Genomic DNA, 22922 nt, shown 5'->3' with positions numbered 1-22922 from the left:
AGCAGTCGGCTCAGGAAACCACAGAGATACGCGTCGCCGGGGCGGGCGCGTAGTTGGCGTTCTGCGGCTGGGACAGGTAGTTCGCGAAGGCGTCGATGTCGAGCCCACCGAAGTACTTGCCGGTGCCGCCCTGGAAGGCCGGGAAGTTGTCGCCACCGTCGGAGAGGAAGTTGTTCGTCACGATGCGGTACGACGCGGCCTTGTCGACCGGCGTGCCGTTGATGGCCACCGTGCCGTCGACGACCTTCTGCGTGGCCTTGCTCCACGTGTAGGTGAAGCCCTTGTTGACCTGGAGCATCTTGGCGCCTGAACCGGAGTTGGCGCCCGTCCGCTGCTGGTTGAGCACGTCGTAGATCTGCTGGCCGGTGAGGTTCATCGACACGAGGTAGTTGTTGAACGGCTGGACGTTGAACGCCTCCTCGTAGGTCACCTGGCCCAGCGCCTCGCCGTACTTGGAGTCCTTGTAGGTGAGGTCGGTGCGGATGCCGCCCGGGTTCATGAACGCGACGACCGGCGTCTGGCCGCCCGTGACGACCGACGGGTCGGCCAGCTGGGCGTCGGCGATGAGGTCACCGAGCGGGGACTCACCCGCATCGCTCTGGGCACGGACGATGTCGGCCGAGATGCTGCCGATGACCTTGCTCGCGATCGCCTTGACGAGGTCCTTGTACTTGGCGATGAGGCTCGTCTGGGCCGGGTCCTTGGCCACCGTGCGCGTCACGAGGTTGTTGACGGAGTCGGCCTCGGTGGGACGGACGATGTCGGAGGTGCGACGGTCATAGGTGACCTCGGTGTCGTTGTAGAGACGACCGAAGGAGGACGCCGACGTGACCAGGCGCGGGACGCCGTTGGCGTCGGGGATGGCGCACACGTACGGCTGGTGGGTGTGGCCCGAGATGACCATGTCGATGGCCGGGTCGAGGTTCTTGACGATCGGGATGATCGGCGAGTCGGCCGACAGCGAGCCGCCGCCCTTGCAGGTGTAGTCGTAGGGCGTGTTGGCCGGCGGGGTGCCGCCCTGGTGCACGAGCACGACGATGGCATTGACGCCCTGCTTCTTCAGGACGGGGACCAGCGCGTTGGCGGTCTTGACCTCGTCGTTGAACTGCAGCCCGGCGACGCCGGAGGCCGTGACGATGGACGGCGTCTCCTTCAGCGTCATGCCGATGAAGCCGATCTTGGCCCCGTTGAAGTTCTTGACCCAGTAGGGCGGCAGGATCGTCTTGCCGGTGGCCTTCTCGACGACGTTGGCCGCGAGGTACTGGAACTTGGCGCCGGTGAAGGTGCCGTCGGGGCAGGAGTTCTGGTTGTTGGCGCCGTCGCCGTCGTCGATGCACCCGCCGTGCTGGAGGCGCTGGAGCTCCTTGTAGCCCTCGTCGAACTCGTGGTTGCCGACGGAGGTCGCCTCGAGGCCGAGGTCGTTGAGTGCCTCGACGGTCGGCTCGTCGTGGAACGCCGCGGACAGCAGCGGAGAGGCCCCGACCATGTCACCGGCGGCGACCGTGACGGTGTTGGGGTGGCCGACGCGGGCTTGCTTGAGGTGCGTGGCGAGGTACTCGACACCACCGACGGGGGTGGTGTCCGTCTTCGTCGGGCCGGTCTGCAGGCTGCCGCTCGAGCCGGACGGCGTCTCGAGGTTGCCGTGGAAGTCGTTGAACGACAGGATCTGGATCTTCAGCTGGGTCTTGCCCGGAGCCTTGCTCGTGTCGGGCCCCGCGGTCGGAGCCGCGAGGGCCGGTGCCGCAAGTGCCGCGGCGCAGATGCCTGCGACGGCGACGCCCGTGATGCGACGGGTGGTACGGGACATGGTCTTTCCCCTTGTCAGCGGTGTGGGTCGCGTGCCCGTGGGCACCCCGGGAGGCTAGTGCCCGGAGGGTGCGCTTGGGGCATTGCTGAGTGACGGTGTTGTGAACTGCGGGCACACGGCGAGCGCCGGACCGACCCGCGGTCGTGTGAGCTGCGTGTGCAGGGCCCCCCGTGCCCTGGGACCGGACGATAGCGGCAGGGTGGGACAGCCCGCGAGGGATGGCGCGGCCGCTGTGGTGGAATCGCCGTATGCCGAGCCCGACGGTCGCCCTGCGCGACGCGACGACCCCGCTCACTGCCGACGAGGCCGCCGCCGTCCTGGCGCTGGCCGCCGACGCGGCCGCCGACGACGGGTCGCAGCCGCTGTCCGAGCAGTTCCGCCTCTCGGTGCAGGCCCGCGACGACTCGGGCGTGCAGCACCTGCTCGCCACCGGCACGGACGGGTCCCTGGCCGGCTACGCGCAGAGCCGGGCCGCGGCCGACGGCGCGGTGTCCGCCGAGCTCGTCGTGGCCCCCGGAGCCCGCCGCAGGGGCGTGGGCACGGCCCTCCTCGAACGCCTGCCGGACGGCATACGGCTGTGGAGCCACGCGAGCGGCGCGGCCGCCGACGTCGCCACCGCCTTCGCGGCTGCCAACGGGCTCGAGCCCGTGCGCTCCCTGCACGTGATGGGCCGCTCGCTGCGCTCCGGCCCGTCGTGGCCGGCGCCGACGCTCCCGCCTGCGTATGCCGTCCGCTCCTTCGAGCCGGGCCGTGACGAGGACGCGTGGCTGGCCCTCAACGCCGCCGCGTTCGCCTCCCATCCCGAGCAGGGGTCGTGGACGCGCGCCGACCTCGACCTGCGCACGGCGGAGCCCTGGTGGGATCCCGCGGGCCTGATCCTCGTCGTGGACGCGGAGAACCCCGACGTCCTCGCCGCCTCGCACTGGACCAAGGTCGATCCGCCCGAGGGTCGAGTGGGCGAGGTCTACGTCGTCGCGGTCTCCCCCGACCGCCAGGGGCAGGGCCTCGGACGTGCCGTCACCGTGCTGGGCCTCGACCACCTGCGCTCGCTCGGTCTCGACCGCGTGGAGCTCTACGTCGACGAGGACAACGTCGCCGCGGTCCGCACCTACACGGCGCTCGGCTTCGAGGACGTCGAGGTGCACCGCCAGTTCGCCCGCTGATCAGGCGCGGCCGGCGCGGCAGGCAGCCACGGTGGCCGTCCGCGCCTCGACCGGCGTGGGGAGCGCTGCCGCGGCAGAATTCAGAGCATCATGACGAACGGCCGTCGACTCCTTCCGGCCCGTGCGGACCACCCAGGCCCGGCAGGAGTCGGGACGACGTCACCCCCGCGTCACCCTTCGGTGCCACGATGGCTGCATGAGCACTGGCAGCCTCACCAGCACTGAACTCCACGAGACCGCGGACACCTCCACTGCGACCGGCGACACCGCCGCCGAGGAGCCGACCAGCGACGCGGCCGAGGTGAGCTCCTTCACTGCCACGGTGCCGACCCGGCGCGTGCCCCCGCGCGCCCCGAACGGCCGCTTCGTGGTGCCGGGTGCGAGGGCCGAGGAGGAGGACGACCTGCCGGCCGACCGCTACCTCGAGCGGGAGATGTCGTGGCTGCAGTTCAACGAGCGCGTGCTCCAGCTCGCGATGGACCCGGCGGTCCCGCTCCTCGAGCGCACCCGCTTCCTGGCGATCTTCGCCAACAACCTCGACGAGTACTTCATGGTGCGCGTGGCCGGTCTCAAGCGCCGCATCGCAACGGGTCTCGCGGTGCGCACCGCGGCCGGGCTCGAGCCGCGCGAGCTCATCGAGCGCATCGCCCGGGTCGCGCACGAGCTCATGCAGCAGCACGCGTCGGTGTTCCAGCACGAGGTCCGTCCGGCGCTCGACGACGAGGGCATCACCATCGTGCGCTGGGACGACCTCGACGAGGACGACCGCGAGCCGCTGCACTACTTCTTCGCCGATCGGGTCTTCCCGGTGCTGACCCCCCTCGCGGTCGACCCGGCCCACCCGTTCCCCTACATCTCCGGCCTCTCGCTCAACCTCGCCGTGCTGCTCCAGAACCCCAAGACCGGCAGCGAGCACTTCGCGCGCGTCAAGGTGCCGCCGAGCCTGCCGCGCTTCATCCTCGTCGAGGAGGACGTCGACTCCGAGGTCGAGCGCAAGCGCTTCGTGCCGCTCGAGGACGTCATCGCCAGCCACCTCGACCAGCTCTTCCCCGGCATGCTCGTCCAGGAGCACTTCAGCTTCCGCGTCACCCGCAACGAGGACCTCGAGGTCGAGGAGGACGACGCCGAGAACCTCCTGACGGCCCTCGAGAAGGAGCTGACCCGCCGCCGGTTCGGTCCTCCGATCCGCCTGGAGGTCGAGGACGACATCGACCCGAAGGTCCTGGACATGCTCGCCCGGGAGCTGCAGATCAGCGACCGCGAGATCTACATGCTGCCCACGCCGCTCGACCTGCGCGGACTCTTCACCATCGCCGACACCGACCGCTCGGACCTCGAGTTCCCCAAGTTCTTCCCACGGACCCACCCCGACTTCGCGCCCACCGAGAGCGCCAAGGCCATCGACCTGCTCGCCGCGGTGCGCCAGAAGGACGTGCTGGTCCAGCACCCCTACAACTCCTTCTCCACCTCGGTGCAGGCCTTCATCGAGCAGGCCGCCGGCGACCCCAAGGTCCTCGCGATCAAGCAGACGCTCTACCGGACGTCCGGCGACTCGCCCATCATCGACGCGCTCATCGACGCGGCCGAGGCGGGCAAGCAGGTGCTGGCCGTCGTCGAGATCAAGGCCCGCTTCGACGAGGTCAACAACATCTCGTGGGCCCGCAAGCTGGAGGAGGCGGGCGTCCACGTCGTCTACGGCGTGGTCGGCCTCAAGACGCACGCCAAGCTGTGTCTCGTGGTCCGCCAGGAGCCCGAGGGACTCGTGCGCTACTGCCACATCGGCACCGGCAACTACAACCCCAAGACGGCGCGCGTCTACGAGGACTTCGGCCTCTTCACCACCGACCCGCAGGTCGGCGAGGACCTCTCACGGCTGTTCAACCTCCTCTCGGGCTTCGCGCCGCGCAGCAAGTTCAAGCGGCTGCTCGTCGCCCCGCGCACGGTCCGCTCCGGCCTGATCGACCTGATCGACGACGAGGTCGACCTGCACGAGGCCCGCCGCGAGGGCGCGGCCCCCGGTCGCATCGTCATCAAGGCCAACGCCATCGTCGACGAGGCCCTCATCGACGCCCTCTACCGGGCGAGCATCGCCGGCGTGCACGTCGACATCTGGGTCCGCGGCATCTGCGCGCTGCGACCGGGCGTGGAGGGGCTCTCCGAGAACATCCGCGTGCGGTCGGTCCTCGGCCGGTTCCTGGAGCACTCCCGGGTCTTCTGGTTCGACCACGGCGGCGACCCGCAGGTCTACATCGGCAGCGCCGACATGATGCACCGCAACCTCGACCGCCGCGTCGAGGCCCTCGTGCGCATCACCGACCCGGGCCACATCGCAGAGCTGCGCGACCTCATCGACCTCGCCTTCGCCGACACGACCTCGCGCTGGGACCTCGGCTCCGACGGACGCTGGGTGCGCCACCACCTCTCCGAGGCCGGGGAGCCACTCGAGGACCTCCAGGAAGTCCTGATCGAGCGCCACGACAAGCGCCGCCGCAAGGCGAGGCGCCGCTGACGGCATACGGCACGGGGACCTCACGCACACCGCACGCGACGGCATACCGGCAGAAGAGGCCACGCTGTGACCGCGAGCGCGCCGCTGGGGCACGCATCGGGCAGACTGGCGCTCGTGGCCTCCGTGATCCCCGCCGCCGGGACCCTCCCCTGGAGGCGCCGCGACGGGATCCTCGAGGTGGCGCTCGTGCACCGGCCCAAGTACGACGACTGGTCCTGGGCCAAGGGCAAGCTCGACCCCGGCGAGCACGCGTGCGTGGCCGCCGTCCGCGAGACCCTGGAGGAGACCGGCCTGGTCGTGCGGCTCGGCGTGCCCCTGCCCTCGGCCGAGTACCCCGTCCTCGACTCGACCGGCGGTCCGGCCACGAAGCAGGTCCACTACTGGGCCGCCGAGGTCATCGGGGGCCACGGTCGGCTCGAGCACGAGATCGACGAGGTCGCGTGGGTCGACGTCCGCACGGCCCACGACCGCCTCGACTACGCCCGCGACCGCGAGCAGCTGCTCGCCCTCGTACGCGCCGACCGCGCCCGCGAGCTCGGCTCGTGGCCGCTCGCGCTCGTCAGGCACGCCAAGGCCGTACCGCGCAGCGCCTGGCACGGCGACGACCGTGAGCGGCCCCTCGACGCCGTGGGCCGGGCCCAGGCCGGCGGCGTGACCGCCGTGCTCGGCGCCTACGACGTGACGCGCATCGTCTCCTCCTCGTCCGCCCGGTGCATCTCGACGGTCGAGCCGTATGCCGCCGCGCGCGGGCTGCGCGTGCGCACCCGGAACTCCCTGTCCGAGGAGGGCTTCTCCGAGAGCAGCGACGGCGCCGCGCGGCAGCTGCGACGCCTGCTCGACCGCGGTGAGCCGGCGGCCCTGTGCGGTCACGGGCCGGTGCTGCCGACCCTGCTCGGCCTGCTGCACCGCCGGGTCGAGGCCTCCTCCGAGCGCGACCAGGTGGCCGAGCGGCTGCGCACCGCTGCCGGCGAGTCCATGCACAAGGGGGAGGTGCTCGTGTGCCACGTCGTCGGCCGCGGCGAGGGCGCCCGCGTGGTCGAGGTCGAGCGCATCGACACCTGAGCCCCGGCGGCTCCTGCAGGGCCTCTTCCCGCCGTCCGAACCCTTCATCGTCGGACGCGCGGCAGCGGTGCGCATCCCGAGCCGGCACCCGGCTCCAAGACGTCGTCCCTCGTTCACCTGGCGTTCACCGCACGTGGGCGGCTCGTCACCCTGCGCACCTATCTTCGCGGTGGATGAACGTCCAGCACCGTCGTCCGGAGTGACCGGCCGACCACCAGGAACACCCCATGAGAGGGATCACACTCGTGTCTGTTTCGCGTATCAGCGCTCTCGGCGCCATCGCCCTGTCCGGCGCTCTTGCGCTCTCGGCCTGCGCGTCGGAGAACAACGGCGCCGCACCCGCTGCGGGCTCCACCGGTGCCTCGGGTTCCACCGCGGCCGGCGACTGCTTCTCCGGCGACCTCAAGGCGGAGGGCTCCTCGGCCCAGAAGAACGCCATCGACGAGGCGATCAAGGCCTACCAGAGCGCCTGCGCCGACGCCAACATCGACTACCAGCCCACCGGTTCGGGCGCGGGCATCAAGCAGTTCATCGCCAAGCAGGTCGACTTCGCCGGTTCCGACTCGGCCCTCAAGACCACGCCCAAGGACGGCAAGGTCGAGGCCGACGACGCCAAGGCCGCATGCGGCTCCGAGGCCTGGGACATCCCCATGGTGACCGGCCCCATCGCGGTCGCCTACAACGTCAAGGGCGTCGACAAGCTCGTGCTCAACGCCGACGTCACCGCGAAGATCTTCGACGGCAAGATCACCACCTGGAACGACCCGGCGATCGCCGCCCTCAACAAGGGCGTCACGCTGCCCTCGACCCCGATCAAGGTCTACTTCCGCTCCGACGAGTCCGGCACGACCGAGAACTTCACGAAGTACCTCAAGGCCGCCGCTCCCAGCGCCTGGTCCTACGACCCGGGCAAGAAGTGGACCGGCAAGGGCGAGGGCAAGGAGAAGTCCGCGGGTGTCGCGACGGCCGTCAAGGGCCAGGACGGCGGCATCACCTACGTCGAGCTGTCCTACGCGCAGCAGAACCAGCTGCCGATGGCGCAGATCGACACCGGCTCCGGCCCGGTGGAGCTCACCGCCGAGTCGGTCGGCAAGACGATCGCCACGGCCAAGCAGACCGGCACCGGCAACGACCTCGCCCTCAAGATCGACTACGCCACCAAGGAGCCCGGGGCCTACCCGATCGTCCTGGTGACCTACGAGATCGTCTGCTCGAAGTACGCCGACGCCGAGACGGGCAAGAAGGTCAAGAGCTTCCTCAAGACGTTCGCCTCCGACGCCGTGCAGAAGCAGCTCGAGTCCAAGGGCTACGCGCCGCTGCCCGCCGAGGTCGCCACCAAGGTCCAGACCGCCGTGGGCGCGATCTCCTGAGTACTCCCCTGACGTCGCCGGTGCGCACCGGCGAGGTCGACCGCCCAGGGGCGGGCGCCGAGACCGGTGTCCGCCCCTGTGGCAGTACCACGCAAGCGAAGGAAGAGGCCTCCACGTGACAACAGTGACGGGCGTGTCCACGGCGGACCAGACCCCAGGCCCGGACGGGCAGCCGCCCCTGCAGGCGGACACGGCATCCACGGGACGCTTCGGCGACCGCATCTTCGGCGGAGCCTCCACCGCCTCGGGCATCCTCGTCATCGCACTGGTGACCCTCATCGCCCTGTTCCTCGTGGTGCAGGCGGTGCCGGCCCTGCTCAACAACTCGGAGAACTTCTTCACCAGCCGGGTGTGGGCGCCCGGCGGGGACAAGCCCGCCTTCGGCATCCTCGAGTTCCTCTGGACGACGGTGGCCTCCTCGACCATCGCGATGGTCATCTCCGTCCCCGTGGGGGTCGCCGTGGCCCTCTTCCTCACGCAGTACGCCCCCTCGTGGATGCGCGGACCCGCAGCCGCCCTCGTGGACCTGCTCGCCGCGGTGCCCTCCATCGTCTACGGCCTGTGGGGCCTGATCGCCTTCGCCCCGGTCTTCAAGCCGGTGCAGGGCTGGATCCAGGACACCCTCGGCTGGTTCCCGCTCTTCGCCCGGACCGGCATCAGCGGCGGCACCATCTTCTTCATCGGCATCGTCCTCGCGATCATGGTGCTGCCGATCGTCACGGCCCTCTCCCGGGAGGTCTTCGACCAGACGCCCGCGGCCCACAAGGAGGGCGCGCTGGCTCTCGGTGCCACGCAGTGGGAGATGATCCGCACCGCCGTGCTGCCCTTCGGGCGCCCCGGCGTCATCTCGGCGTCGATGCTCGCACTCGGCCGCGCCCTCGGCGAGACCATCGCGGTCACCTTCCTCGTGTCGGCGCTCTCGGACGGCAGCCCCTGGACCTGGTCGCTCTTCAACGGCGGCGAGACCTTCGCCTCGAAGATCGCCAACAACGCCGCCGAGTTCAGCAACCCGACCAAGACCGGCGCGTACATCGCGGCCGGCCTCGTCCTGTTCGTGCTGACCTTCGTCGTCAACAGCATCGCCCGCGTCGTCATCGAGCGCAGGAAGGCCTTCACCGAATGACCGCCGCCATCGACCGCCGCATGCCCGACGACCGGCCGCCCGGGGAGCGGTCCGGGCGCACCGTCGCGTCCGATGCCGACCGTCGCGGCTCCACCGCCGACGCCCCGACGCCCCCCGGTGGTGGCACGGGGCGTGACGCGCTCTCGGAGATGAGCCACCCGCATCGGGCCCGTGCCGTCAAGGACGCCGTCGCCAGGATCGTCATGTGGGGCGCCTTCGCGCTGGCCATGGTCCCGCTCGTCTGGATCCTCGGCACCGTGCTGGCCAAGGGCTTCCACATGCTCACGACGATGACGTGGTGGACGGGCAACCAGCGCAACATCAACTCGGACGACTTCGGCGGCGGCGCGCGCCACGCGATCGAGGGCACCCTGACGATGGTCGGGTTCACCGCCCTGATCGCGGTGCCGATCGGCATCCTGACCGCGGTCTACCTGGTCGAGTACGGCCGCGGGCCGCTCGCGCGCGCGATCAGCTTCACGGTCGACATCCTGTCGGGCGTCCCGTCGATCGTCGCCGCCCTGTTCATCTACGCCGTCTGGGTCACGACCTTCGGCCTGGGCCGGTCCGGTTTCGCCGCCTCGCTCGCCCTCGTGCTGCTCATGATCCCCGTGGTCGTGCGCTCCACGGAGGAGATGCTCAAGCTCGTGCCCAACGAGCTGCGGGAGGCTGCGTACGCGCTCGGCGTGCCCAAGTGGGTCACCGTCGTCAAGGTCGTGCTGCGCACGGCGTTCTCCGGCATCGTCACCGGCGTCCTGCTCGGCATCGCCCGCGTCATGGGTGAGACGGCGCCGCTGCTGATCCTCGCGCCCTACACGAAGAACTTCCAGCGGGACCTGTTCAACGGCAACTTCCCGACGCTGCCCATGATGATCAACCAGGACCGCGGCGACTTCGCGCTCGCGACCGCCGCCGAGCGCATGTGGGGCGCCGCCCTGACCCTGATCATCCTCGTCCTGCTGCTCAACGTCATCGGCCGCGTCATCGCCCATTTCGGCTCGGTCAAGAAGTAAGAAAGCGAACCTGACATGGCAAAGCGAATCGACGTCACCGACCTCAACGTCTACTACGGCGCCTTCAAGGCCGTCGAGGGCGTCTCGATGACGGTCGAGCCCCGGTCCGTGACGGCCTTCATCGGCCCGTCCGGCTGCGGCAAGTCGACCTTCCTGCGCACCCTCAACCGGATGCACGAGGTGATCCCCGGCGGCCGGGTCGAGGGCAAGGTCATGCTCGACGACCAGGACCTCTACGCGAGCACGATGGACCCGGTCACCGTGCGGCGCACGGTGGGGATGGTCTTCCAGCGCCCCAACCCCTTCCCCACCATGTCGATCTACGACAACGTGGCGGCCGGCCTGCGCCTCAACGGGGTGAAGAACAAGAAGACCCTCGACGGGATCGTCGAGAGCTCCCTCAAGGGCGCGAACCTGTGGAACGAGGTCAAGGACCGCCTCGCCAAGCCCGGCGCCGGGCTCTCCGGCGGCCAGCAGCAGCGCCTGTGCATCGCCCGGGCCATCGCGGTGCAGCCCCAGGTGCTGCTCATGGACGAGCCCTGCTCGGCGCTCGACCCGATCTCGACCCTGGCCGTCGAGGACCTCATCAACGAGCTGAAGAGCAAGTACACCATCGTCATCGTGACGCACAACATGCAGCAGGCGGCCCGCGTCTCCGACCGCACCGCCTTCTTCAACCTGAAGGCGACCGGTGAGCCCGGCCGGCTCGTCGAGATCGACGACACGACGCGGATCTTCAACAACCCGAGCGAGCAGGCCACCGAGGACTACATCTCGGGTCGCTTCGGCTGAGCACCCCGCTCACGGCATACGGAAAGTGCCCACCCGACCGTCGTGGTCAGGTGGGCACTTTCCGTATGCCGTGTGGCCCGCTCAGCGGAAGACAGCGGTGAGGTACCAGGTGAGCACCGCGACGAGGCCGGCACCGGGGAAGGTGAGGAACCACGCGCCGACGATGTTGCTGGCGACGCTCCACCGGACGGCCGAGAGGCGCTTGGTGGCGCCGACGCCCATGATCGAGGCCGTGATGGTGTGCGTCGTCGAGATCGGCGCCCCGAAGGCCAGGCCGGCCACGTAGAGGATGGCCGCCGCGGTCGTCTCGGAGGCGAAGCCCTGCGGCGGCGTGAGGTCGATGATGCGCCGGCCGAGCGTGCGCATCACGCGCCACCCTCCGGCATACGTCCCCAGCGAGATGACGAGCGCCGAGAGCACGAGGACCCAGATGGGGACGACGTTGCTGTTGTGGTGGCCCGAGATGTTGAGGGCCAGCACGACGACGCCTGCGGTCTTGGCCGCGTCCTGCAGTCCGTGGCCGAAGGCCATCGCGGCCGCCGACGCCGTCTGCGAGAGGCGGAAGCCACGCGTGACGCGGCCGGGGTTGGAGCGGCGGAATATCCAGAAGAGCGCTGCCATCACGAGGTAGCCGACGATGAGGCCGACGACGGGCGAGACGACCATCGGGATGACGACCTTGGACCAGACCACGCTCCAGTGAACGGCGACGCCGGCCACCAGCGCGGCGCCACAGAGGCCACCGATGAGAGCGTGCGACGAGGAGGACGGCAGGCCGAACCACCAGGTGAGCAGGTTCCAGGCGATGGCGCCGACGAGTGCGGCGACGACGAGCCACATGCCGTTGACGCCCTCGGGCTGCGCGATGATGCCGGACCCGATCGTCTGGGCCACCTTGGTGCCGAAGAAGGCGCCGAAGAGGTTGGCAACGGCGGCCATCCCGAGCGCGACCCGGGGCGTGAGCGCCCGGGTGGAGACGGACGTGGCGATCGCGTTGGCCGCGTCGTGGAAGCCGTTGGTGTAGTTGAAGACCATGGCCAGCGCGATGACCGCACCGACCGCGAGGACGGGGATGGTGGTGTCCATCGGCGGGTCAGGACTCCTTGACCGCGATGCCCTCGACGGCGTGAGCCACCTTCTCGAACGCGTCGGCGGCGTTCTCGAAGCCGTCGACGATGGCCTTGACCTTGATCACGGTGACCGGGTCGACCGCGTTGTTGAAGAGGCTGGCGACCATCTTGCGGTGGAGCGAGTCGGCCTGGTTCTCGAGCCGGTTGATCTCGATCCAGTAGCTCTTGAGATCCTTCATCGACTGCAGCCGCGGCATGGCCTCTGCGGTGACCTCGGCCATCCGGGCGAGGATCTCGAACTGCTCGGCCAGACCCTCGGGGATCTCGCCCATCCGGTAGAGCACGATGAGGTCGGCGGTCTCCTCGATGTAGTCCATGCAGTCGTCGAGGGAGGCCGCGAGGTTGTGGATGTCCTCACGGTCGAACGGGGTGATGAACGAGCTGTTGACCTTGTTGATGAGCTCGTGCGTCGCGTCGTCGGCAGCGTGCTCGAGGTCCTTGAGCCGGTCGGCCACCACCTGCCGCTGCCCGGGCTCGACCTCGAGGAAGCGGGTCAGCTCCCGGGTGGCCTCGACGAGCAGCTGTGCGGAGGAGGTGAAGAGGGTGAAAAAGCTGGTGTCCTGGGGTGTCAGGCGAAAACCCACGGGGGTGCTCCGGTCGATTCGAGGGCTGGTCCGGGGAAGATGCTACGGCTTCGTCGTCATTCGGGCGCAACCGACCATCTACCCCCCGGCCACCTGTTACCCACGAGAAGGCGCCCGACTCGGGGCGACGGTCAGGCAGGGATCTCGGTCACGGAGCCCTCGCCGGCCGTGGACAGGTCCGGACGGTCCCTGTCGATCCCGAGCAGCTCGTCCACCTCGTCAGCGGTGAAGTGGCGCGTGCTGGAGGAAGCTGCGACGACGAGGTCGCTCACGAGCTCGATCTCATCGGCGAGCTGGACGTCGAGCAGGTCGCCGGACCGCTCCTCCTCGGGGCTCATGGGACCAACCTAGGGCTCCGGCGGGCCCGATGGTGAACGTTGTGCACAATCGGTTCGTGGCTGTGACGCGCCGGGCCGCCCGGCATGATGGGAGCATGACGAGCGACACCGCACCGGCTTCCGCCGCCGCGTGGATCCCGGAGGACGGCTGGTCCGTCGAGCGGCGTGGCAGCTTCGTCGTGGGCCGCTGCGCAGCGTGCGGCTTCACGACGTCGGCGAGGCGCGCGCGGTACTCGGTCGAGACCGACATGCGGGCGCACGCCTCGGACTGCGCCGACCGCGAGGACATGCCGATCGCCCGGACGCCGGGCGCTTAGCCGACGGCAGGTAGCCGGCCGCGGAGCTGCCGCCGGTCGGGCGGCTGGAGAGGCCGGCTGACGGGCGCGCCCGCACGGTTGCGCGGCTGCCAGGCTGACGGACGTAGGAGCGTCGGGCCGGGAGCGCCTCTCGGCACAGGGCCGCTCGTAGCGGCTGAATTTGGGACCCGGGGCTACCGCGACCCGACGCCCGTCAAGGATAAAGCCGTCGCGGGCGATCACCAAAGACCGCTGGACACCCCCGCGGATCGGGCGCTCGGGGAGCAGGCGCACCGCTGCGCGGATCACTCGCCGATCACACGGGCTCAGTCGAGCGCGTCGCTGCGCCACAGCCGCGCGCACACCATGAGGTCCTCGGCCATGCCGAGGAGGTTGGCCGCCGCCTCCGCGGAGGCGTCGCCGACGGAGATGTCGGCCCGACCTGCGGAGACCACTCGGCAGAAGGCCGCTGCCCTCTCGAGCGCGACCGCCAGGTCCCCCTCGAACACGCCGCGCAGCACCTCGTCGATCACGCGCCCCATCTCCTGGGGACCGGGTGGCTCGGCGGCTCCGGCCACCGCGTGGTTGGGGCCGGTGAACCGGATGCCCGCGGCGTACTGCCGGCTCGCGTCCTCGGGTGCCCGCTGCACCCACTCGCGCAGCACGTAGAGGCGCCAGAGCGCACCCGGCAGCGACCGGGCCGGCCGCTGCGACCACAGCTCGGCCAGCGTCGAGAGGCCGATGTCGTCGACGATGGCCACGAGCTTGCCGGTGACGGCCGGGTCCGCGGCGGCGCGACCGGCGTGCACGAGAGCGAGAGCCGTCTCGTGCGCGACGTAGATCTGCTCGGTCGGGTCGTAGGCCGGACCGTGCGCCTCGAGCTCCGACTCGCTGAAGAAGGCGGGTCGCCGGTGGCCTCGATGGTCGCTCTCGCTCATCCCAGCAGGCTAGACCCCGGGTGCGACACGCCCGCGGAAGTCAGCCGACGAGGACCACGTGGAGGCGGCGCGGGCCGTGCACCCCCTCGACGCGGCTCAGCTCGATGTCGCTCGTCGCCGAGGGCCCGCTGATCCACGTCGTCGGCCGGTCCGGGTCCAGCCGGCGGATCGCGGCCGGCACGTCGTCGACCACCTGGTCGAAGCGGACGACGCAGACATGCAGGTCCGGGACGAGGGTCAAGGCACGGCGGCCCTCCCCCGGTCCGTGCGACAGGACGATGGTCCCGGTCGTCGCGATGCCCACGGTCGCCGTCGTGACCACGGCCGCCACCCGGTCCAGCTCGGTCGCGGTGAGGTCCTCGTCGCGAAGGGCGCCCGGGACGGCATACGGCAGCCCCTCGGGCACCACGACCGAGCCCGCTCCGCGCAGCGCGGTCGCAACGGCCATGTCCACCTCGTCGGCCCGGCAGCGCACGACGGTGGCGCGGTAGTCGGCGACCCGCTCGGCGAACAGGTCGACGTCGCCGGGACGATCGGGGCGGTCGAGCGGCGGCACGTCGACGGGGCGCCGTGCCGCCGCGACCGCCTCGCGCACGGCGGAGAGGATCTCGTCGCGCGCACTCATCGCGTGCCCCCTGACGTGCGCCTCCACCAGGCCCGGAAGGACTCCGCCGGCGGTGCCGGCAGGTCGCGGGCGTCGGTCCACGCGGCGCCGGGACCGGGCAGCCGCCCGAGGAGCCGGCGGCCACCGGCCCGGCGCCCCCGTCCGGTCAGGCCCGCAACCGCCTCCCCGGCTCGCCCGACGAGGCCCGACACCCGCTCGGCGGCGCCGAGCCGGGCTCCCGAGCCGAAGGCCGCGGCCGCCGCGCGCATGGCGAGGGCCTCCGCCGAGGGGACTCCCGCCCGGTGGGCGTCGACGACCTGGGCACGCAGGTCGACGAGCACGCTGGGGATGTCGATGCGGACCGGGCAGGCCTCGAAGCATGCTCCGCACAGGGAGGAGGCGTAGGGCAGCGAGTCGGTCCGCTCGTCGTGGCCGACGCCGCGCAGCAGCGGGTTGAGGATGGCGCCGATCGGCCCGGGATAGACGGAGCCGTATGCGTGCCCGCCCGTTCGCTCGTAGACGGGGCACACGTTGAGGCAGGCGGAGCAGCGGATGCAGCGCAGGGCCTGTCGGCCGACCTCGTCGGCGAGCGCACGGCTGCGGCCGTTGTCGAGGAGCACGACGTGCACCTCCTGCGGTCCGTCGCCGGGCGTGACGCCCGACCACGTCGACGTGTAGGGGTTCATCCGCTCCCCCGTCGAGGACCGCGGCAGCAGGGTGAGGAAGACGTCGAGGTCGTCCCAGGTCGGCACGACCTTCTCGATGCCGACGACCGAGACGAGGACCCCGGGCAGGGTCAGGCACATCCGTCCGTTGCCCTCGGACTCGACCACGACGAGCGTGCCGGAGTCCGCGACGGCGAAGTTGGCGCCGCTGACCCCGACCTTGGCGCGGAGGAACTTCTCGCGCAGGTGCAGCCGGGCCGCCTCGGCGAGCCGGGCGGGCTCGTCGGTCAGGTCGGCCGGCGCCGGACGGCCGACGCGCGCCATCTCCCGCTCGAAGATCGCGCGGATCTCGGCGCGGTTGCGGTGGATGGCCGGGACGAGAATGTGACTCGGCAGGTCGTCGCCGAGCTGGACGATCAGCTCGGCCAGGTCGGTCTCCCACGCCGAGATGCCTTGTGCCGCAAGGTGCTCGTTGAGCTCGACCTCCTGCGTGGCCATCGACTTGACCTTCACCACCTCGTCGACGCCGTGGGCGCGTGCCACCTGCGCCACGACGGCCGACGCCTCCTCGGCAGTACGCGCCCAGTGCACGACCGCTCCCCGCGCCGTCAGCGACTCCTCGAGCCGCACGAGGTGCTCGTCGAGATGCAGGAGCACGTCGTCCTTGATGGCGGCAGCCCTGAGCCGCAGGGCTTCCCAGTCGTCGACCTCCGCCACGACGGCCGCCCGCTTGGCCCGGATCGTCGTCGTGGCGCGGGCGAGGTTGCTGCGCAGCTGGCTGTCGGCGAGGGCGGCGCGAGCGGCGGTGGGGAACGGCGGCATACCGACGAACGTGCGACTCATCAGGGGACCTCCGTCTGGGCCGGGCCTTCGGTCGACGCGAGCACCTCGGCCAGGTGCATGACGCGGACACCCGCGCGCTGCCGGGAGAGCACGCCCCCGATGTGCATGAGGCAGGAGCTGTCGCCGGCCACGAGGACCTCGGCCCCCGACTCCCTGACGTGGCGGGCCTTGTCGGCCCCCATCGCGACCGACGTGTCGGCGTTCTTGACCGCGAAGGTGCCCCCGAAGCCGCAGCACTCCTCGGCGCGGGGCAGGTCGAGCAGCCGCAGGCCCCGGACCGCGCGCAGCAGCCGTTCGGGGCGGTCGCCGACACCGAGCATGCGCAGCGAGTGGCACGTCGGGTGGTAGGTGACCGAGTGCGGGAAGGAGGCGCCCACGTCCTCGACGCCGAGGACGTCGACGAGGAACTCCGACAGCTCGTAGACCTTGGGCGACACCTCGGCGACAGCGGCTGCCAGGCCCACGTCGCCGGAACGGCGCGCGACGATCGAGTGCTGGTGGCGCGCCGACCCGGCGCACGAGCCGGACGGCGTCACGATCGCGTCGTAGCCCTCGAAGGCCCGCACGAAGGTGCGGACCACCGGGACCGCCTGGTCGAGGTAGCCGGTGTTGACCATCGGCTGACCGCAACAGGTCTGTGCCGCAGGGAAGTCGACGTCGACGCCGAGCCGACGCAGCAGCCGCACCACGGCCTTGCCCGCCTCGGGGAACATCGCGTCGTTGAGGCAGGTCACCATCAAGGCCACACGCATGGCTTCACCCTCGCACAGACGAGAGCGGCGGTGGCCGATGCGGGGATGCGGGTCCGCACCGGTTCCGGGCGAGCTCTCCGTCGACATCCGGGGTGTCGAGGGCTTGTGCAATGTTGATGCTTTGTCTAGGGTTACGGATGTCGGTCAAGAAGGCGCCGCCACAGCACGTTTCTGGATGGAGCAGACATGACCGACTTCTCGCGCGGTCCCCGCAAGGACGCCCGCACCCGTGAGCTCATCTCGACCTTCCGCACCTCGGACTCCGAGACCGAGCGGTCGCAGGCGCTGGAGACGGCGACCCGGCTGCACATGCCACTCGCACGCTCCCTCGCCCACCGCTACGCCGGCAAGGGACTCGACCGCGAGGACCTCGAGCAGGTGGCTTTTCTCGCTCTGCTCAAGGCAATTCAGCGTTTCGACCTGAGCCAGACCACCGAGTTCGGTGCCTACGCGACGCCCACGATCACCGGTGAGCTGCGTCGCCACTTCCGTGACCACGGCTGGCTGGTGCGCCCGCCGCGCGGGCTGCAGGAGCGCCGTCAGCTCGTGACCGACGCCCGGACCCGCCTCGAGCAGACACTCGGCCACGAGCCGGACCAGAACGACCTCGCCGAGGCCCTCGGGCTCACCCTCGAGGAGGTCAAGGAGGCCCAGGTAGCCTCGACAAACCTTCGCCCTGCATCCCTCGACGCGACGACCACGGAGGGCGGCCGGCCGATCCTGGACCTCGTCGACGCCCGCGCCGAGCACCAGTCGGACCCCGGCCTCGACGACGACATCGTCGTCCGTACCGCCATCAAGCGGCTGCCTCCGCGCGACCAGGAGATCGTCGAGCTGCGCTTCGGCCACGACATGACTCAGGCCGAGATTGCCGAGGCCATGGGCCTGAGCGCCATGCAGGTCAGCCGGCTGCTGCGACGCATCCTTGCCGAGCTTCGCGAGCACCTGGAGTCGGCCGAGCTGCTGAGCGCCTGACGACCGTCGGTTCCTCGCGAACCTCGAGAGCCCGCACCGGCATTCGCCGGTGCGGGCTCTCACGCGTGTGCCCCTCCGGCGGTGCCCCGGCCTCCAGGGGCACCGCGCGAGCGGATCAGTGCTGGTAGGTGCCGTGCAGGACCGCGCGGGCCAGCGTCTTGAAGGCGAGGTTGAACGACACGACGGCGGGGGACGCCGACTCGTCCACCCCGAGCGTCGGCTCCGAGACGGCGTGGACGACGAAGAAGTAGCGGTGCGACATGTCACCCTCGGGCGGCGCCGCGCCCGTGAACCCCTGCTCGCCGGCGTCGTTGCGGACGTGGAAAGCCTTGCCGGGCAACGATCCCGAGGCGGCTCCGACGTCGAGCGAGGTGACATCGGCGGGCAGGTCGACCAGGACCCAGTGCCAGAAGCCGGAAGGTGTGGGGGCGTCAGGGTCGAAGCACGTCACGACATAGCTCTGCGTGCCTTCGGGAGCGCCGCTCCACGACAGCTGGGGCGAGGTGTTGCCACCGGCGGCCACCTGGTCGTCCTTGAGCGGCGCGCCGTCGGTGACGTCGTCGCTCGTCACCGTGAAGGACGGCACCGATGGGAGCAGCTCGTAGGGGTTGGGGGCAACGGGACGGTCGAGACTCATGCGGTCCTCCTGCAAAGTCGTGGATGTCTCGGACCATACCCAGCAGGACCAGGCGCCCGGACAGTGCAGCGCCTGCACCGCTGCCGCAGTGGCCGTGCGAATCACGGGCGCCGACCTCGTTAGGGTGGCAAGGCAACACAAGAGAAGAACAGACAGGGGTACGCGTTGCGCGAGGAGCAGGCGGCGAGCCGCATCGAGCCGGCGCAGCCAGGCACGTCGGTCGTGCGGCACGCACCGGCGCCGAGCCACTTCCCCATCTTCGTGGTGCGCGAGTGGGCGGCGCGCTACTACGAGCAGGACCGGCTGCGGCGCGAACTGGTGTGGTGGCGGACGCTCTGGCCCTTCGCTCTCGCCCTCGTGCTCGCGCTGGCCGCAGCCGCCGTGGCGCTCCGCTGGCGCCCGCAGGGACCTGACGGCACGTTCGGCGCGGCGGTGGTCCTCGGCGCCACCGCGACCGGCACGGCGGTCGGCGGCCTCCTGCGCCTTCGCGGCCTGCTCGTCCGTCGGGCGACGGCACGATCGCACCCGGCCACCGTCGACGAGCTGCCGCCGTCGGCCAGGGCAGCCGTGCTCGGCTCTCCCCGGCTGCGCTTCCGCCGCCCCGAGGACGGCGCGAGCTTCGCGGCGCTGCGCGACGAGGTCGCCGCCGCCGCGCCCGTGGGACAGTTCGCGGCTGCGGTCCTCGTCTGGGCCCTCGTCATGCAGGACACGGCGGAGGGCACGCTCGAGGACTGGGTGCGGGGCCGCCACCTCTGACCTGCGGGACGGGCACACCCGAATGCGGGGCAGCTCGGGCGTCCTGGCTCGGCGCGGTGTGCAGTGCCGCCGGCGGTTCAGGCTTCGCCGTGGCGCCGGATGCGGGTGGCAGTGCCGCTGACGAGTGCGGCGTCCTCGAGCAGCTGCACCGCTATCGTGCCGGGCCGGCCCAGCTCGACGCCCTGACGGATGACGATGCCGTCGCCGACCTCCAAGCGGCCATGGTGACGCAGGTAGCCGGCGAACGCTGCCGCAGCCGCACCGGTGGCGGGATCCTCAACGACGCCGCCCCACGGGAAAGGATTTCGGGCGCGCCACTGCCCCGGACCGGCCGGCGTGACCAGCTGGACCGTGATCCATCCGTGCTCACGGCTGAGCCTCTGGAGCGTCGGGAAGTCGTAGTCGAGGCGCTCGAGCCTGCGGAGGTCGCGGGCCACGAGGACCGGGTGACGGTTGCCACCCACGCCGATCGCCGGCGGGTAGCTCGGGTCGAGGTCGTCCTGGTGCCAGCGCAGCGCGTCGAGCAGGGCCTCCAGCAGCTCCCGCTCGAGCGGCAGGCAGCCCACGGCCGGACTGCGCAGGCTGCCGACGGTCCGCGCCCCCTCGCGGTGTCCGGTGACGGCGACCGGACCCACCCGGGTGCCGAGCGTGTAGCTGCCCTCGCCGACGGACTCGCACAGCGCGACGGCGGTCGCGATGGTGGCGTGCCCGCAGAAGTCGACCTCCCCTTCGGGGGCGAAGTAGCGGATCGGGATGACCGACCGCGCTGCCCGTCTGATCGGACCGGTGACGAAGGCGGTCTCGCTGTATCCCACTGCTGCTGCGAGCTGTTGCATGCGCCCTGCTGTGAGCCCCGCGGCATCGAGCACCACCCCGGCCGGGTTGCCGCCGTCGGCGTCGTCACCGAAGGCCGCGAAGCGCTCCGCCCTCGGGGCGTCGTCGTCCATGGCCGTCCTTTCTCCGTGGCCCGGGTCAGTGTGCCGTATGCGGGCGGGTGGAGAAGACCTCGAGCGGTCGGCCGTAGTACGCCTCGGACCGCCCGCGTGCGTGCAGGCCCAGGCGTCGACACATGGCCAGAGAGGCGTCATTGTCCGGACTGACCACCGCCAGCACCTCGTCGAGCCCCGCCGACAGTCCTCGCGCGATCGCGGCACGGGCTGCCTCGGTGGCGTAGCCGTTGCCCCAGTGGTCGGGGTGCAGGTGCCAGCCGACCTCGACCTCGCCACGCTCGGCACCGGGGATGGGGACGAGCAGCACGGTGCCGATCGGAGTCGCCGACCCGGTGAGCGTGATGCACCAGATCCCGTAGGTGGCCTCCGGCGCTCCGCGCTCGGCCCACCGGCGACCGAGCTCCTCGGCCTCGTCGAGGCTCTCGAGGGCGCTCGGGGTGGCGCCGAGCCAGCGGGCGACCTCCCACCGACCGTAGATGTCGAAGATGGTGGCGGCGTCCTCGGGACCCCAGGCGCGGGCCGTCAGGCGTTCGGTGGTGAAGACGGTGGGGACGTCGGTGCCGGTCTCGGTGCCGGTCTCGGTGCTCCGTCGGGTCATGCCTGCTTCTCGATTCTCTCGGTGGGGGTCTGTGCGGCACCGTCGCGGTGACGCAGCGGGGACAGGAAGGTCCACAGCATCGTGGTGGTGGCTCCGACGGCGGCGATCCACAGGGCTGCGTGGAGTCCGAGTGTCGTGCCGAGCACGCCACCGGCCAGGGCTCCGAGCGGCTTGACGCCCTGGGTGAGGAAGGCACTGCACGAGCTGACCCGGCCCAGCAGCTCCGGGGCCACGGCTTTGAGGGTCAGCCCTGCTGCGGTCACGTCGAAGAGCATGACCGCGAACCCTCCGACGAGCTCTCCGGCGCCGATGACGCCGAGCTCCAGCAAGCGCGGCCCGGCGGCGAGGGGCAGCGCGAAGAGGGCGAAGGAGAACACGATGGTGGCGGCCACGATGGTGCGCCCCTCGCCCATGCGGACCGCGATGCGGGGTGCGGCGAGGGCACCGGCGAGGGCGCCGGCGCCGCCGATCATGGCGATCGCACCGATCAAGCCGGCCGACAGGCCGAGGGACCGGGTCGCGTAGGCGACGAACAGGGCCATGGTGAGCATGGCGAAGAGGTTGAGGTTGGCCGCGGAGCCGGCGATCGCCCGCAGCGGCGGGTTGCGCAGGACTGCACGGAGCCCCTCCCCCAGATCGGCCCGGAGGGACCGGTCCCTCGCCGTGTGGCAGTCGGCGTGGCTCTCGACACAACGCTCGGGGCGGCGCAGGGACCGGATGCAGGCGGCGGAGACCAGGAAGGAGGCCGCGTCGAGGAGGATGGCCACCGGCGCCGACACGGCCTGGACCAGCACGCCGCCGAGCCCCGGGCCGGCCAGCATCGCCGCGGAGTCGGAGGAACGCAGGTGCCCGCTGGCTCGCGTGAGGTGCGCGCGAGCGACGACCTGGGGCAGGTGCGACTGGTATGCCGGCCGGAACAGCACGCGGGCGGTGCCGACCGCGAGCTCGACGACCACCAGCTGGGTGACGGTGAGCCTGCCGATCCACCACGCCACCGGGATGCTGAGCAGCGCCACGGTCGAGGCGAGGTCGGTGACGACGAGGAGCGGGCGGCGGCGAGGGAGGCGGTCCACCCAGACGCCGGCGAGCAGCCCGATGGCCAGGTTGGGCACCGTCGCGGCCGCCGTCAGGATGCCCATCTGCAGGGCGGAGGCGCCGAGGAGCACCGCTGCCGTGACGGGGAGCGCCAGGACCGTGACCTCGCTGCCGAGGGAAGAGACCGAGTAGCCCAGCCAGAGCCTGCGGAAGTCGTGCTCACGGGCAGGGCCGGCCGCACCACCGAAGTGAGCGAAAGACGTCGGCGTCATAGATGTGAAGGTATTGCTTCACATCTGATTTTGTAAAGCGTTTCTTTCGAATATGCTCGGTGGCATGCCCGAGCCCCGTCATGCCCCCGGTCCAGAGGCCGGAGCCGCCGTCGTGTCCGACCCGCGGGCCCTGCGCGCCCTCGCCCACGCCGGTCGGGCCAAGATCCTCGAACGGCTGACCGTCTACGGCCCGGCCACCGCGACGGAGTGCGCCGAGGCGGTCGGGCTGTCACCGAGTGCCTGCAGCTACCACCTGCGGCTGCTCCAGCGCTATGGCTTCGTCGCGGAAGCTCACGACGAGGAGCGGACCGACGGCCGGGAGAGGCTGTGGAAGGCCGTCGTCACCGCGTGGCGGTCGGAGGCCTCCGCCGACACCGATCCGCAGACGATGCAGAGCATCGACATGGCGCTGGCTCGCGTGCTGCTGGCCGGCTCGGACGAGCGGGTGCTGGCGTGGGTGGACCAGTCGGCGCACGACGGCCCCGAGTGGCACGACGCGTACCTCATTTCCAACGGAACCCTCGCGGCGAGCGCGGAGGAGCTGAAGACGCTGCAGGACCGGATCCAGGAGCTAATGCGCCCCTACCGCCTCAATGACCGCAGGCCTCAGGACCTGCCCACCGGGACGCGCCTGGTCCACGCCGCCGTGCGACTCACTCCCCTGCCGGATCCGGAGCCGCGCTCGTCGGGCGAGTAGACGCCCGCCCCAG

The 22922-nt window shown here is 71.0% G+C and carries 23 protein-coding genes; 11 read left to right on the top strand and 12 right to left on the bottom strand.

The window, feature by feature from the left end; translation table 11 throughout:
* Window positions 1-10 precede the first annotated feature (10 nt).
* The gene (locus AB0316_RS05540; protein ID WP_366271164.1) at window positions 11-1807 is read right to left on the bottom strand and encodes a bifunctional metallophosphatase/5'-nucleotidase; all 1797 of its coding nucleotides are present in this window, start codon (window positions 1805-1807) and stop codon (window positions 11-13) included.
* A gap of 248 nt (window positions 1808-2055) precedes the next feature.
* On the opposite strand from AB0316_RS05540, the gene mshD reads away from it, so the two are divergent.
* From mshD to pstB, 7 genes are all read left to right on the top strand, one after another.
* Window positions 2056-2970 carry a mycothiol synthase gene (gene mshD / locus AB0316_RS05535; RefSeq protein WP_366271162.1) on the top strand — a complete coding sequence of 305 codons (915 nt, stop codon included), beginning with the start codon at window positions 2056-2058 and terminating at the stop codon, window positions 2968-2970.
* Window positions 2971-3166: 196 nt separating this feature from the next.
* Entirely contained in the window at window positions 3167-5479 is a 2313-nt protein-coding gene (locus AB0316_RS05530) for an RNA degradosome polyphosphate kinase (RefSeq protein ID WP_366271160.1), read from the top strand.
* A 114-nt stretch (window positions 5480-5593) separates the two neighbouring features.
* Window positions 5594-6541 carry an NUDIX hydrolase gene (locus AB0316_RS05525; RefSeq protein ID WP_366271158.1) on the top strand — a complete coding sequence of 316 codons (948 nt, stop codon included), beginning with the start codon at window positions 5594-5596 and terminating at the stop codon, window positions 6539-6541.
* 245 nt (window positions 6542-6786) lie between these two features.
* Window positions 6787-7911 carry a phosphate ABC transporter substrate-binding protein PstS gene (pstS, locus tag AB0316_RS05520; RefSeq protein ID WP_366271156.1) on the top strand — a complete coding sequence of 375 codons (1125 nt, stop codon included), beginning with the start codon at window positions 6787-6789 and terminating at the stop codon, window positions 7909-7911.
* 115 nt (window positions 7912-8026) lie between these two features.
* Complete coding sequence (gene pstC, locus AB0316_RS05515) at window positions 8027-9034, top strand: phosphate ABC transporter permease subunit PstC (RefSeq protein WP_366271154.1); 1008 nt, start codon at window positions 8027-8029, stop codon at window positions 9032-9034.
* Complete coding sequence (pstA, locus tag AB0316_RS05510; protein WP_366271152.1) at window positions 9031-10047, top strand: phosphate ABC transporter permease PstA; 1017 nt, start codon at window positions 9031-9033, stop codon at window positions 10045-10047. The genes pstC and pstA overlap by 4 nt, the downstream gene beginning before the upstream one ends.
* Window positions 10048-10062: 15 nt before the next feature.
* Window positions 10063-10839: a phosphate ABC transporter ATP-binding protein PstB gene (gene pstB / locus AB0316_RS05505; protein ID WP_366271151.1), complete on the top strand. Its 777-nt coding sequence runs from the start codon at window positions 10063-10065 to the stop codon at window positions 10837-10839.
* Window positions 10840-10920: 81 nt separating this feature from the next.
* Here pstB and AB0316_RS05500 read toward each other — a convergent pair whose 3' ends face one another.
* From AB0316_RS05500 to AB0316_RS05490, 3 genes are all read right to left on the bottom strand, one after another.
* Complete coding sequence (locus AB0316_RS05500; protein WP_366271150.1) at window positions 10921-11925, bottom strand: inorganic phosphate transporter; 1005 nt, start codon at window positions 11923-11925, stop codon at window positions 10921-10923.
* A 7-nt stretch (window positions 11926-11932) separates the two neighbouring features.
* Entirely contained in the window at window positions 11933-12553 is a 621-nt protein-coding gene (locus AB0316_RS05495) for a DUF47 family protein (RefSeq protein ID WP_366271148.1), read from the bottom strand.
* Between the two features lie 131 nt (window positions 12554-12684).
* Complete coding sequence (locus AB0316_RS05490; RefSeq protein WP_366271147.1) at window positions 12685-12891, bottom strand: hypothetical protein; 207 nt, start codon at window positions 12889-12891, stop codon at window positions 12685-12687.
* Window positions 12892-12986: 95 nt separating this feature from the next.
* Here AB0316_RS05490 and AB0316_RS05485 point away from each other — a divergent pair, with 95 nt between their 5' ends.
* Complete coding sequence (locus tag AB0316_RS05485; protein ID WP_366271145.1) at window positions 12987-13208, top strand: hypothetical protein; 222 nt, start codon at window positions 12987-12989, stop codon at window positions 13206-13208.
* Between the two features lie 305 nt (window positions 13209-13513).
* Here the strand turns inward: AB0316_RS05485 and AB0316_RS05480 are convergent, their stop codons facing one another.
* Genes AB0316_RS05480 through AB0316_RS05465 form a run of 4 tightly spaced genes read right to left on the bottom strand, consistent with a single transcriptional unit; the run spans window position 13514 to window position 16989 of the window.
* Window positions 13514-14125, bottom strand: a complete 612-nt coding sequence (locus AB0316_RS05480; RefSeq protein ID WP_366271143.1) for a hypothetical protein — start codon at window positions 14123-14125, stop codon at window positions 13514-13516.
* Between the two features lie 40 nt (window positions 14126-14165).
* Window positions 14166-14750 (bottom strand): LUD domain-containing protein, encoded by a 585-nt coding sequence (locus AB0316_RS05475; RefSeq protein WP_366271142.1) that lies wholly within the window; start codon window positions 14748-14750, stop codon window positions 14166-14168.
* Window positions 14747-16237 carry a lactate utilization protein B gene (locus tag AB0316_RS05470; RefSeq protein ID WP_366271141.1) on the bottom strand — a complete coding sequence of 497 codons (1491 nt, stop codon included), beginning with the start codon at window positions 16235-16237 and terminating at the stop codon, window positions 14747-14749. Before AB0316_RS05470 ends, AB0316_RS05475 begins: the two co-directional genes overlap by 4 nt.
* Window positions 16237-16989, bottom strand: coding sequence for a (Fe-S)-binding protein (locus tag AB0316_RS05465; RefSeq protein ID WP_366271139.1), 753 nt, complete (start codon window positions 16987-16989; stop codon window positions 16237-16239). The genes AB0316_RS05470 and AB0316_RS05465 overlap by 1 nt, the downstream gene beginning before the upstream one ends.
* A gap of 186 nt (window positions 16990-17175) precedes the next feature.
* Here AB0316_RS05465 and AB0316_RS05460 point away from each other — a divergent pair, with 186 nt between their 5' ends.
* Window positions 17176-17964, top strand: a complete 789-nt coding sequence (locus AB0316_RS05460; protein ID WP_366271137.1) for a sigma-70 family RNA polymerase sigma factor — start codon at window positions 17176-17178, stop codon at window positions 17962-17964.
* 115 nt (window positions 17965-18079) lie between these two features.
* On the opposite strand, the gene AB0316_RS05455 is transcribed toward AB0316_RS05460, so the two are convergent.
* Window positions 18080-18601, bottom strand: coding sequence for a YbhB/YbcL family Raf kinase inhibitor-like protein (locus AB0316_RS05455; RefSeq protein WP_366271135.1), 522 nt, complete (start codon window positions 18599-18601; stop codon window positions 18080-18082).
* 165 nt (window positions 18602-18766) lie between these two features.
* On the opposite strand from AB0316_RS05455, the gene AB0316_RS05450 reads away from it, so the two are divergent.
* A complete protein-coding gene (locus AB0316_RS05450; RefSeq protein ID WP_366271134.1) occupies window positions 18767-19357 on the top strand; it encodes a hypothetical protein in 591 nt (196 codons plus the stop codon).
* Between the two features lie 77 nt (window positions 19358-19434).
* Here the strand turns inward: AB0316_RS05450 and AB0316_RS05445 are convergent, their stop codons facing one another.
* The 3 genes from AB0316_RS05445 to AB0316_RS05435 are packed head-to-tail and all read right to left on the bottom strand — an operon-like array spanning window position 19435 to window position 22212.
* Window positions 19435-20304: a PhzF family phenazine biosynthesis isomerase gene (locus tag AB0316_RS05445; protein WP_366271131.1), complete on the bottom strand. Its 870-nt coding sequence runs from the start codon at window positions 20302-20304 to the stop codon at window positions 19435-19437.
* A gap of 25 nt (window positions 20305-20329) precedes the next feature.
* A complete protein-coding gene (locus tag AB0316_RS05440) occupies window positions 20330-20905 on the bottom strand; it encodes a GNAT family N-acetyltransferase (protein WP_366271130.1) in 576 nt (191 codons plus the stop codon).
* Window positions 20902-22212, bottom strand: a complete 1311-nt coding sequence (locus AB0316_RS05435; RefSeq protein WP_366271129.1) for an MFS transporter — start codon at window positions 22210-22212, stop codon at window positions 20902-20904. The genes AB0316_RS05440 and AB0316_RS05435 overlap by 4 nt, the downstream gene beginning before the upstream one ends.
* Window positions 22213-22276: 64 nt before the next feature.
* Between AB0316_RS05435 and AB0316_RS05430 the strand changes: the two genes are divergently transcribed.
* On the top strand, window positions 22277-22909 hold the full coding sequence (locus AB0316_RS05430; protein WP_366271127.1) for a winged helix-turn-helix domain-containing protein: 633 nt from the start codon (window positions 22277-22279) through the stop codon (window positions 22907-22909).
* The last annotated feature ends 13 nt before the right edge of the window (window positions 22910-22922 follow it).

Origin of the sequence: Terrabacter sp. NPDC080008 (assembly GCF_040702505.1) — a bacterium.
Lineage (GTDB): Bacteria > Actinomycetota > Actinomycetes > Actinomycetales > Dermatophilaceae > Terrabacter.
This window is presented reverse-complemented; position numbering and strand designations above follow the sequence as displayed.